Here is a 12,291-nt window from a genome sequence, read left to right as displayed (position 1 = left end):
AAGACTTTTCACTGTGGTGTTAAGTCTTTTTTTAGCTCTAAATAATACGATAGACAACAACTTTATAATTAAGGCGAGCGACGAGGTACTTTATCTAAATAAGCGCTTTTGATAGAATGCGCATCTTTCGACTAACATCGCTAGTAGCAGGTGTTGGTTTTATATTAATCTACAGCTCCGGATTTACGTTCTGGCTGGCTCAATGGGTATTATTACTATGCAAAATATTACTGTCTGTGCACTTTATAAATTTGTGCGCTTAGAAAACTTCGAACAACTTAAATCACCTTTATTAAGCGTTATGTTAGAAAACGAGATCAAAGGTACGTTATTACTCGCTAACGAAGGTATTAACGGTACGGTTGCAGGTACAAAAGCCAGTATCGATCTGCTTTTAGCTCATTTAGAGACGGATGAACGTTTAATTAATGTTTCTCATAAATATTCATATGCTGATGAAAACCCTTTTCAACGTAGCAAAGTAAAATTAAAAAAAGAAATTGTTACTATGGGTGTTGAAGGCATTGACCCATTATTAACCGTTGGTACTTATGTGAAACCAAAAGACTGGAATGCGCTTATTTCAGATCCAGAAGTTTTATTGATTGATACGCGTAACGATTATGAAATTGAAATTGGTACCTTTAAAAACGCCGTTAACCCTAAGACTGAAACGTTCCGTGAATTTCCAGAATATGTTGCCCAACATTTAGATAAAAATAAGCACAAAAAAGTGGCTATGTATTGTACTGGTGGTATTCGTTGCGAAAAATCAACAGCTTACTTGAAAGAGCAAGGCTTCGAAGACGTTTACCACCTTGAAGGAGGTGTGCTTAAATATTTAGAAGAAGTTGAACAAGAGAATTCAATGTGGGAAGGCGAATGTTTTGTTTTTGATGGCCGTGTTGCCGTTGGACATGGTTTAGAGCAAGGCCAGTACGACCAATGTTTTGCTTGTCGTTACCCGATAACAAGCGAAGAAATGCAAAGCGAACACTATGTTAAAGGTGTGAGTTGTCATCGTTGTTATGACAAGTATACCGACGAGCAGCGCAGTGGTTTCGCTGAGCGTGAGCGTCAAATAAATTTAGCGAACCAACGAGGCGAAAAGCATATTGGTGGCAATGTTCAAGATGTTATCGAACAACGACGAAAAGATAAAGTTGCCAGCAAAAAAGCACAGTCGACTAAGTCGTGATGAGCTAGGTTGCTATTTACCCTTTGAACAAAAAAAGCGACTTATTCAGTCGCTTTTTTATTAGGAGCCTTGATGTTTAGTCGTTAAACTAAAAACCAGCAGCTTTTCTAAGTGCGTCAGCTTTATCAGTTCTTTCCCACGTAAATGCAGTAAAAGTATCATCACCAACAGTGACTTCAACAGGTTCACGACCAAAATGTCCGTAAGCTGCTGTCATCTGATACATAGGGTGTAACAAATCAAGCATCTTAGTAATGCCGTATGGTCGTAAATCAAAATGTGCTCTTACCAATTCAATTAATTTTGCTTCAGAGACTTTACCGGTACCAAAAGTTTCAATTGAAATTGACGTTGGCTCAGCAATACCAATGGCATAAGAAATTTGAATTTCACAACGGTCAGCTAAACCAGCCGCAACGATGTTTTTTGCTACATAACGACCAGCATAAGCAGCACTGCGATCAACTTTTGATGGATCTTTTCCTGAGAAAGCCCCGCCACCATGACGAGCCATGCCGCCATAGGTATCAACAATAATTTTACGACCCGTTAAACCACAATCACCTACCGGACCACCAATAACAAAACGGCCAGTAGGATTAATAAAGTATTTAGTATCTTTAGTTAATAACTCGGCAGGTAACACAGCTTTGATAATATTTTCCATCACCGCTTCGTGCAAATCTTCTTGAGAAATCTCTGGATTATGTTGAGTTGATAAAACAACCGCGTCAATCGCTACTGGCTTATTATCTTCATAAATAAAAGTGACTTGAGATTTAGCATCAGGACGCAACCAAGGTAAGACCCCTGATTTACGGACTTCAGCTTGACGCTCTACTAAACGATGAGAATAAAATATTGGCGCAGGCATTAACGTTTCAGTTTCATTGGTCGCATAACCAAACATTAATCCCTGGTCACCAGCACCTTGATCTTCAGGGTTTGCTCGGTCAACACCTTGGGCAATCTCAGGTGATTGCTGACCAATTAAATTCATAATGCCACAAGTTTCACCATCAAAACCAACGTCAGACGAAGTATAGCCAATATTACTGATAACATTACGGGTAATCGCTTCTAGATCAACCCATGCCGTGGTAGAAACTTCACCTGAAATAATAGCTACACCAGTTTTCACCATAGTTTCACAAGCGACACGAGCATTCTTATCTTTAGCGATAATAGCATCAAGTACCGCATCAGAAATTTGATCGGCGATTTTATCCGGATGACCTTCAGAAACTGATTCAGAAGTGAAAAATTGAGTAGACATATAACCTCAGAAAAATGTAATAGTTTAAAATATTTTCGAATTGGAGTTATTCTAACTGCAAGATTAACTATTTTCTAGTTTTTTTACGCCTAGATGGCTAAACGGCTAAAAATAATTATTAATTGTTCATTTATAGAGCAGGAAATTGCTGAAGGGTAACATTCTGACCAAAAAGTACTGACATCAATTTGGCTTGTTGCTGAGATACCTTAGAGCTAAAAAAGTGTTGTTTCGAACTAGATAGAGTACTTGCCAATAATCCTTGGTTTGCCAGTTGCCGAGTAAGTTGATCCGTTACGGGCTGAGCGGTTTCCATGATGGTAATTTTATCACCAACAATTCTTTGTATAAGCGAACGAACAAAGGGGTAATGTGTACAACCTAAGACTAAGGTATCTATATTACTTTGCACAAGAGGTTGCAAAAAAGTATGCAGTATTTCAAGGCACTGTTCACTTTCATGAAGGCCTTGCTCGATAAGTTCTACTAAGCCAGGGCATGGCTGAATATAAATTTCAGCGCCATTTTTATGCTTATTCACTAAAGACAGAAACCGAGTATTTATTGCGGTTGCCCCTGTTACTAACAAGGCTACCTTCTTTGTTTTACTGTGCAACGCAGCGGGTTTTATCGCTGGTTCAACGCCAATAATTGGAATTGAAACCCTCAAACGCAGTTGATCGATAGCGCTAACTGTTGCGGTATTACAGGCAACAACAATGGCTTTTACCTGTTGGCTAATCAACCAGTCAGCAATTTTATTTACCCGTTCAATAATTTCTGCTGACGACTTATCGCCATAAGGTGCAAATTGACTATCAGCCACATAAATAAGATTTTCATTGGGTAAATGCTGATGGATACACTTAGCAATCGACAAACCACCAATGCCAGAGTCAAAAATACCGATCGCTGGTGTGTCAGCATAAACTTGCCCTTGTGGTTTTTTTGATTTGTTGGCTAGATGATTTTGGGTCATGTTGTCTATTGTTATTAACTAACTGATAAAATTCGTCTTTGTTATATTGATTTTTTAGATAAAAGTAAAGCGCACTAGCCATTATTTACTAAGTATGTAGCGTTTACTGCACTTGCCACTTATTTCTCAGTTTGTCTAAAGTGCCATTTTTCTCTATTATTTTATAAGCGTTGGTATATTTAGTGACAATCTTTTTATCGCTATTTAGACTAAAAGCAAAATATAAGTCATGATTAACGACTGAGAGAGGTATAATTTTTTTTAGTCTACTTACCTCTAAATTTAATTTACTCGCTCGCGCCACTAAGGTGCTCTTTGTTCCCGTTATAAAATCAACTCTATTGAGGTAGAGCATCTGTAAGCTTTGCTCTGGTGAAACGACAGTATAAATAAAGGGGTAGTCTTGTTGCTGAAAATATTGAGCGGTACTTGACGAATTAGTGACCGCCAATTTATATTTTTTAAGTTGCTCTATATCAGTGACGGGTGTTTTAAATTTTTCTTGTAAACACCAAGCATAAATATCTTCTCTCATTAATTTACCGCCCCAAATAAATAGATTTTCTCGAACTTTGGTGCGAGATAGTGAAAAGATAAGAGTATTGGGTTGGTTAAGTGCGGTTTTATAAGCTCGAGCCCAAGGGAATACTTGTAAATCAATTTCATCACCGGTAATTTTGAATATTTCCTGCATGACTTCTACGGAGAATCCACTTAGCGCAGTATTCTCTTGATAGAATTGGTAGGGCGGTAATATCTCAGTAACAACAAGTTGCTTAGCGATACTTGATGAAGTATTCAGCATTAGCAACAGCATTACACAAAGGTATTTTATAGGCATATAAACAAGTAAGCTAATTAATAACAATAAGTGTATTAAGTATATAGTAAGTTAGCCTTTTATTCTTTATTTCAGCTGTAACATTATAAATAATATTTGATAAATAAGATGTTGTTAGGTGCTGCGCGGAGGTATCAGGTCTAAGCCTAATATGTTTAAACCTGCGATGGTTTTAAAAAGGATGCTTCCAAGGTGCCGCAGTCCACTTTAGTCCTGAACACCGGGTGTTCAGGGCGGAGGTATCATTTCAACCGTAGGCTTCCCGATACGAGCCGGGCTTGCACAATAGTTAATAATCAACTTCCTTAGTTAAAACTTATCGGCTCAGGGACATAGTTAACATACAAACACCCCAGAAGACGAAATTAGTATAGCTAATTTTTCAAAGCGATTTAAGTGTTTTTTTGTAACTTAAGTTTGTTTGTTTTTTTAGTGAACAGAGGTTGCTGAAAAATCAGGCTTTCTTGAGGTATTCGGAAATTACAGCTTGTTTGATAGTCGCTTGTAGTAAATCAATTTTACTTTGCATCGCAGCACGTTCATCGATAATTTCTTTACGAGCAGCTAATAAATCATTAGATAAGTTAAGTGCAGTCATTACTAGTGATTGTTCAGGTGTCTTTATAGAACAAGTTTTACTGTCTGTTAGCAAACGTTGGTTTAACTCTTCCGCGGCTAATAATAAAGACGACTCTTGCCCGCTAGGACATGAAATCTTCAGTCTTCTATTAGCAACTTCAATGGTAACCGAGTGTTGACTCATAACAGGCTTATTCTCACAAAAACATCTTAATTAATAGTAATATATACATATCTGAGCACTATAGCGATGAGCAGTACACTATGCAAGCGTTCTCTAGGGTTTTCTCCTTTTAATCTCTAGCATCATAAAAGCGTGAATGTTACGATACCTTGCATTAACTCACGCATTTTATTGATGATTAAAACATGTCCAACGAAACCTCTTTAGACTTTGCCTCAGTGCAAGCAATTCTTACAACAGAAAGTATTACCGTCCATGGCGCTGAATTACATGGGGTATTAACTGGCTTAGTTTGTGCCGGTTTTACCTTTGAAAGTGAGGACTATATCGTGATGATTAATGACTTGTTTAACAACGGCGAAGGTTTACCTCGTGCCGTTAAGTCGTTGGTGAAATCAATGTTTGCAAAAGTTTGGCATGACATTATTGATGACTCTTATGGTTTTCAATTAACGTTACCCGATGATGACGATAGTATAGTTGAACGTGGCCATGCCTTAAGTGTTTGGGTACAAGGCTTCAATTTAGGATTCGGCCTACAACAAAAAAACAAAGCGGTATTATCAGAAGACGTTAAAGAAGTCCTTATTGATTTTGCTGAAATCTCTAATTTGTCTGACGAAATGGAAGAAGACGAAGATACCGAGCAAGCCTATTTTGAAATAGCTGAATATGTCAGAATTTCTGCTTTATTGTGTTTTACCGAGCTAGGCTCACCGCCAGAAAGTAAAAGCGCAGAAGATACTGTCCACTAAAAAAAGATCAAGTCATGAATACATCAACTTTAGTTAAAAATACTTTATTACCTTTGGCAGAATTCATCCAACGTCGTGCTCAATTTTTTGCTTCGATGCCAGAAAATTCTATTGCGATATTTTCCGCTGCACAAGAAGTCACGCGTAGTAACGATACCGAATATGCTTTTTGCCAAGATAAAAGTTTTTATTATCTAACGGGATATAACGAACCTGATGCTGTTTTAGTGCTGATTAAATCTGCTGATAAGGGAGAAGAAAATCAACAAAGTATTTTATTTAATCTTGAGAAAAATGCCCTTCAAGAAGTCTGGCACGGTAGGCGAGTAGGACAAACGTTAGCGGTAGAGCATTATGGTGTAGATGAATGTTTTCCACTAACCGAAATAGATCAATACCTCCCTGATTATATTGCGGATAAAAGTCACTTGTTGTTTTGCCAAGGAAAAAGTACCCGCTTAGATAGCCAAATATATGCATGGTTGTCAGCGGTTAAAGCGCAAAGCCGCCTTGGCGTAAAAGCACCGACACTATTGGTTGATTGTCGAAATATTATTGAAGAAATGCGTTTAATCAAAAGTGCCGGCGAACTCGATATTATGCGTCAAGTAAATATTATTAGCGGTGCGGCTCATGCCAGAGCGATGAAACAGTCAGCGATTGGTAAATTTGAATACCAATTAGAAGCGGAAATATTGCATGAATTTGCCAGTAATGGTGCAAGGCACCCCGCTTATGGCAGTATCGTTGCCTGTGGTGATAATGGCAATATTTTACATTACACTAACAATGATGACGTACTGAAAAATAATGAATTGGTGTTGATTGACGCCGGTGGTGAACTTAGCGGCTATGCGGCTGACATTACTCGCACCTTTCCTGCAAATGGCAAGTTCACATTAGCACAACGAGAAGTCTATCAACTCGTGCTAGATGCACAGAACTTAGCGATTGATGCAATAAAGCCACACGCAACCTTTGCCGAGCTTAATGTTTTAGTGAATAACTTCCTAACTTCAGGTTTACATCGTTTAGGTATATTGTCTGGGAATTTAGCTCTGTTAATCGAGGATAAAGCCTGTAAAAAGTATTTTATTCATGGTTTAGGGCACTGGTTGGGTTTAGATGTTCATGACGTTGGTGATTATCAGTCAAATGATAAACGCGAGCAATGTCGAGCGTTTGAACAAGGTATGGTGATGACCATAGAGCCGGGCATTTATATTCCACTTGATGATTATAGTGTTGATAAAAAGTGGCGCGGTATAGCAATAAGAATTGAAGATAATATAGCAGTAACTGATCAAGGTCATGAAAACTTAACGGTAAATGCGCCAAAATCAATTGCTGAAATTGAACAACTAATGACTGCGAATAATTAACTGACTTTTTTATCGTCAATTCACATTGCCATATGAACTTGTCATCATAGATTTACGTATTTACATTCAGGCAGCAATCATTAATCAATGTTTTATTTCACAGTTCAATGATGAATTGGCAATGAACTTAGCATTTCACTTTAACGCTTTATCTTAAGCGACTGTATTAAATAGCTAAAAAAAGTAACTATGAAAAAAGAATTCGATATCGTAATTTCTGGTGGTGGTTTATCTGGTGCATTAATGGCACTGAGTTTGATCGACTGCAAAAAACAACAGGGTCAGCCACTGTCTATTGCCATTGTTGAAGCTAATCCGGTATTAGAAGATCCAAGATTAACTTTTGACGATCGTGTGTTAGCGCTTTCACATGGCACAGCAACCTATTTAGAACGTTTAGGCGTTTGGCAACAATTAAAGCACCTAGCCGAGCCCATTAAAAATATTCATATCTCTGATCGAGGCTTCTACGGTAAAGCTCGACTTTATGCTGAGCATCATCAAGTTAATGCACTCGGCTTTGTTGTTGAAATGTCATTGCTTGGGCAAGCATTATTAAGCAGTTTAAAAGAGAAAAACAAAATAACAGGTAATATCACTTGGTTCACTCCCGATAAAATAACCGATATTACTTGGCAAAAAGAGCAGGTTGAACTGACGCTTAATTCAACAGCAAAGCTTAGCGCGAAATTACTATTAGCCTGTGATGGTGTTCATTCAGCCTGTCGAAAATTTGCTAACATTGCTGTTCAAGAGTCTCACTACGATCAATCGGCACTTATTACCAATGTAAGTACGGCGATTCCCCACAACAATTTGGCTTTTGAACGCTTTACTGATACTGGTCCTATTGCGATGTTACCGCTGTCAAAACAGGGGAGCGCAACAAGTGATAGTCGTTGTTCTTTGGTATGGACATTACCGCCTGAACAAGCAGATAAAATGCTAGCACTTAGCGATAAACAATTCCAAGATGAACTTGAAAATGCTTTTGGTAGTTGGCTTGGCGCAATAACCCAAGTGGGTAAGCGCGATGTATATTCGCTTAAATTATTAATGGCAGATGAACAGGTTTTTCATCGGATGGCACTTATTGGTAATGCTTCTCACACTATTCATCCTATTGCCGGACAAGGTTTTAATTTGGGTGTAAGAGATGTTAAGCAAATGGTGGAGCTGATCAAAGTAGCCTTAAATAACAATCAAGACATTGGACAATTTTCTCTGTTAAGTCATTATGCCTCGCAACGAAAGTTAGATCATCAGCAAGTCATTGGTTTAACCGATTCGTTAGTGACACTTTTTTCAAATAAATTGCCCCCTTTAGTTATAGGTCGTAATGTTGGTTTGAAAGTTATGAATTATTTATCACCTTTAAAAAGTCGCCTCGTTAGAAAAACGATGGGTTATTAAGGGTGAAACCAAGGTAACTAAAAACACCCAGTTAACCTAACGTAAAGCCATTTTAAAATTAAGAAGAATAACATGCAAAAATTTGATGTATTAATTGTTGGCGGCGGCATGGTGGGCTTGACCTTAGCTTTAGCGCTACGTCAGCAAACACAGTTAACCGTTGCTATTGTTGACACTTCTCCTCCGGATGAATTATCAGAACAGCCTGATGTTCGAGTTAGTGCGCTTAATGTCGCCAGTAAACAAATTTTTGATAATCTTGATGTTTGGCCATTAATTCAACAAAAACGTATTCAAGCTTATACTGATATGCATGTTTGGGATAAAGCTGGCTTTGGCAAGTTACTTTTTTCTTGTGACGATTTAGCCGATACCTCAGCCAATGAACAGCTAGGTTGGATCGTTGAAAATAGCGTTATACGTCAGAGCCTTTGGCAAAAAGCAAAAGCAGATCAAGGTATAATTTTTTATACTGAGAATACCTTAAGTAATATAAGTATTGGTGAAAGTGAGGCTTTTGTTAGTTTTACATCAACTAACGGCAACCCTATGCCAATAACCGCTAAATTAGTGGTTGGTGCTGATGGCGCAAATTCTTGGGTTAGACGTCAAATGGCGTTCCCTTTAACTTTTCGTGATTATGATCATCACGCTATTGTTGCTACGGTAAAATGTTCACAAGGACACCAAAATACCGCATGGCAAGTTTTTCTAGAAACTGGCCCTCTAGCGCTACTACCACTTAACGACGCTCTTGGAACGCAAGACTTATGCTCGATTGTTTGGTCTACATCCCCCGAAGATGCAATTCGTTTAAATGGCTTAACCCCAGCAGAGTTTTCAAAAGCGTTAACGGCAGCAAGTGATGGAAAATTAGGGAATATTGAACTACAGAGTAAACGTTTTACTCATCCGCTAACTATGCGTATCGCCCAAAGCTTTGTTCAAGAGCGTATTGCTTTGGTTGGTGACGCTGCTCATACCATTCATCCATTAGCAGGCCAGGGCGTTAATTTAGGTTTACTTGACGCGGTATCATTGGCGCAAATTATTAATGACAAGATAACCCAACAAAAATCCCCTAATGATGCTTGGTTAACCACTCGTTTGTTAAATGAATATTCGCGTTGGCGTAAAGCCGAAGCAACCGAAATGGTTGCAGCAATGGAGTCAATTAAACAAGTGTTTACGCCTCAACAAGGCGCTATAAAATTGTTGAGAGGTCTAGGTTTGTCTTTAATTAATAACTTAAAGCCCGTTAAGCAAGTCTTAATTAAACAAGCATTGGGTTTGAAAAGTGATTTACCTAAACTTGCAAAACTCAAAGACAAGTTATTTTAAAATTAACGTTGCTTTGAGCATTTAAGCAAACGCTTTTGACATGACAGTAAGAGCTTGTAATAACGTTTGCTCTGTTTTATAAAACTTATCTAATGATTGTCTTTTAAGTGTATGGTTAATCGATGAAAAATAATTTTATAAACGTCCTAATATTCCTCCTTCCTTTTGATATTATTAGCTTTTAAATTAATAAGTTTTCCTGAAAAAAAATGTCAGTAAAAAACACAAAATAAAAACCCAAGATTCTATTTTTTAACGAAGTAAAACTGATTATAATTTTCAAAACACGAGGTTTTGAAAATTAAATTTGGATTAAAATATTTATCTGGTTTAAAATTTGTATTATTGACTGTTTTCTTTGTTTTTAGTTGAATAGGTTGCTTTGCGCGGCTATAATCTGGCCAATTATTTTGTAAATATACTACCTTTAAGCTTGGCTTAATGGTGAATTCAACAATTAAAGTGGAATACATACGATGACTAATAAAACCGTATTACATGCTAAGCATATTGAAGCTGGCGCAAAACTAGTTGATTTTCACGGCTGGGAAATGCCAATTAACTACGGCTCGCAAATAGAAGAGCATAATGCTGTTCGAACTGATGCCGGCATGTTTGATGTTTCACACATGACCATTGTTGATATTAAAGGTGTTGATGCCAAAGCATATTTACGCCGTTTAGTGATCAACGATGTTGCAAAATTAACCGTTGAAGGTAAAGCCCTTTATACCGGTATGCTCAATCACGAAGGTGGTGTTATTGATGATTTGATCATTTATTTCTTCACTGAAACTTATTATCGTTTGGTTGTTAATTCAGCAACGCGCGTAAAAGATTTAGCGTGGATGAATGAACAATCGGCTGGTTTCGACATTACAATTACCGAACGTCCTGAATTTGGCATGATTGCCGTGCAAGGTCCTCAAGCTAAAGCTAAAGTAGCTTCACTATTAACACCAGAGCAAACTCAAGCTGTTGAAGGTATGAAGCCATTCTTTGGTGTTCAAGCCGGCGATTTATTCATTGCCACCACGGGTTATACCGGTGAAGATGGTTATGAAATAGTGGTTCCAGAAGACCAAGCAGCAGATTTATGGCAAAAACTACTCGACGCAGGTGTTGCACCTTGTGGTTTAGGCGCTCGTGATACCTTGCGCTTAGAAGCAGGCATGAATCTTTATGGTTTAGATATGGACGAAACTGTTTCGCCATTAGCGGCTAACATGGCATGGACCATTAGCTGGGAACCAACAGATCGTAACTTTATTGGCCGTGAAGTATTAACTGCCCAAAAAGCGGCTGGCGACCAACCTAAACTTGTTGGTTTAGTCTTTGAAGAAAAAGGCGTATTACGCACTGGCTTAAAAGTGATTACGCCATTTGGTGAAGGTATTATTACCTCAGGTACATTCTCGCCAACATTAGGTCATAGTATTGCTATGGCTCGTGTTCCTCGCAGCGTAAGCTTAGGCGACACTGTTGAAGTAGAAATGCGTAAAAAATTAGTTAACGTTAAAGTGATCAAAGCTGGCTTTGTTCGCAATGGCAAAAAAGTTTTTTAATTAATTTTTAATCATAAAGATTTGTTATAAAAGCAAGTAGAATGACAAGATTGGTCGAGGGTAAATCTATTTACGCTTGTCCAATATAGAAGAATAATTAAGCTATAGTATTTAATTGTTAGCCAATAGCGACAATTGAAATTGAGTTTACGATAAACAATAATTAACCTCAGGAAAATAAAAAATGAGCAACATTCCTTCAGAACTAAAATATGCAACATCACACGAATGGGTACGTCAAGAAGGTAACGGCGTAGTTACAGTTGGTATCACTGAACATGCACAAGACTTATTAGGTGACATGGTATTTGTTGAGTTACCTGATGTTGATGACGAAATCAGTACGGGTGACGACGTTGCAGTTGCAGAATCTGTAAAAGCAGCTTCAGACATCTACGCACCCGTTTCAGGTAAAGTTATTGAAGTAAATGAAGACTTAGAAGATTCTCCTGAATTAGTTAACTCAGACGCTTTTGGCGCTGGTTGGTTATTCAAGGTTCAGTTAGCTGATGAAGCAGAGTTAGATGCTTTATTAGATGCTGAAGGTTACGCGAACTCTATTGACGAAGACTAATTTCGGGCACATTTAGCTTTTATGCTGCGTTGCTTTTGATACTCGTCTAATCTCACTTGCTTAATAGCCTTTAGCTAAAGGCTTATTAAGCTTATAAGACTGATAATTTTAGCGCCTTACCAAAAAGCTAGCTGTTTACGAAATCTGTTATTAAGCCTCCAACTGCTTGTTTGGGGCTTTATTTTAGTTACGCCGTAACTAAAG

Annotated in this window: 11 protein-coding genes and 1 other RNA gene; 7 read left to right on the top strand and 5 right to left on the bottom strand. The window is 37.9% G+C overall.

The features are described from left to right. The first annotated feature begins 217 nt into the window (after positions 1–217). Positions 218–1,198, top strand: coding sequence for a rhodanese-related sulfurtransferase (locus tag H4J62_RS12000; RefSeq protein ID WP_182213947.1), 981 nt, complete (start codon positions 218–220; stop codon positions 1,196–1,198). 88 nt (positions 1,199–1,286) lie between these two features. Here H4J62_RS12000 and metK read toward each other — a convergent pair whose 3' ends face one another. The 5 genes from metK to zapA form a co-directional block, all read right to left on the bottom strand. Further along, entirely contained in the window at positions 1,287–2,474 is a 1,188-nt protein-coding gene (gene metK / locus H4J62_RS11995) for a methionine adenosyltransferase (RefSeq protein ID WP_182213945.1), read from the bottom strand. A gap of 130 nt (positions 2,475–2,604) precedes the next feature. Beyond that, positions 2,605–3,453 carry a glutamate racemase gene (gene murI, locus H4J62_RS11990; protein WP_220470056.1) on the bottom strand — a complete coding sequence of 283 codons (849 nt, stop codon included), beginning with the start codon at positions 3,451–3,453 and terminating at the stop codon, positions 2,605–2,607. Between the two features lie 103 nt (positions 3,454–3,556). After that, positions 3,557–4,258: an ABC transporter substrate-binding protein gene (locus H4J62_RS11985; RefSeq protein ID WP_182213943.1), complete on the bottom strand. Its 702-nt coding sequence runs from the start codon at positions 4,256–4,258 to the stop codon at positions 3,557–3,559. A gap of 216 nt (positions 4,259–4,474) precedes the next feature. Then, positions 4,475–4,656: non-coding RNA, 6S RNA (gene ssrS / locus H4J62_RS11980), on the bottom strand. A gap of 92 nt (positions 4,657–4,748) precedes the next feature. Further along, positions 4,749–5,057 carry a cell division protein ZapA gene (zapA, locus tag H4J62_RS11975; RefSeq protein ID WP_182213941.1) on the bottom strand — a complete coding sequence of 103 codons (309 nt, stop codon included), beginning with the start codon at positions 5,055–5,057 and terminating at the stop codon, positions 4,749–4,751. Positions 5,058–5,242: 185 nt separating this feature from the next. On the opposite strand from zapA, the gene H4J62_RS11970 reads away from it, so the two are divergent. From H4J62_RS11970 to gcvH, 6 genes are all read left to right on the top strand, one after another. Then, entirely contained in the window at positions 5,243–5,812 is a 570-nt protein-coding gene (locus H4J62_RS11970; RefSeq protein ID WP_070374244.1) for a UPF0149 family protein, read from the top strand. Between the two features lie 14 nt (positions 5,813–5,826). Then, positions 5,827–7,194 carry a Xaa-Pro aminopeptidase gene (gene pepP / locus H4J62_RS11965; protein ID WP_182213939.1) on the top strand — a complete coding sequence of 456 codons (1,368 nt, stop codon included), beginning with the start codon at positions 5,827–5,829 and terminating at the stop codon, positions 7,192–7,194. A gap of 189 nt (positions 7,195–7,383) precedes the next feature. Then, a complete protein-coding gene (gene ubiH, locus H4J62_RS11960; protein WP_182213937.1) occupies positions 7,384–8,607 on the top strand; it encodes a 2-octaprenyl-6-methoxyphenyl hydroxylase in 1,224 nt (407 codons plus the stop codon). A gap of 72 nt (positions 8,608–8,679) precedes the next feature. Beyond that, positions 8,680–9,948, top strand: coding sequence for a UbiH/UbiF/VisC/COQ6 family ubiquinone biosynthesis hydroxylase (locus H4J62_RS11955; protein ID WP_182213935.1), 1,269 nt, complete (start codon positions 8,680–8,682; stop codon positions 9,946–9,948). 476 nt (positions 9,949–10,424) lie between these two features. Then, positions 10,425–11,513, top strand: a complete 1,089-nt coding sequence (gene gcvT / locus H4J62_RS11950; protein WP_182213933.1) for a glycine cleavage system aminomethyltransferase GcvT — start codon at positions 10,425–10,427, stop codon at positions 11,511–11,513. Between the two features lie 184 nt (positions 11,514–11,697). Further along, positions 11,698–12,087, top strand: coding sequence for a glycine cleavage system protein GcvH (gcvH, locus tag H4J62_RS11945; protein ID WP_070374238.1), 390 nt, complete (start codon positions 11,698–11,700; stop codon positions 12,085–12,087). Positions 12,088–12,291: the final 204 nt, after the last annotated feature.

The sequence above is a fragment of the Colwellia sp. BRX8-5 genome, from assembly GCF_014077325.1.
Taxonomy (GTDB): domain Bacteria; phylum Pseudomonadota; class Gammaproteobacteria; order Enterobacterales; family Alteromonadaceae; genus Colwellia_A.
Note: the sequence above shows the minus strand (reverse complement) of the source record. Positions and strands in the feature narration are given on the sequence as shown.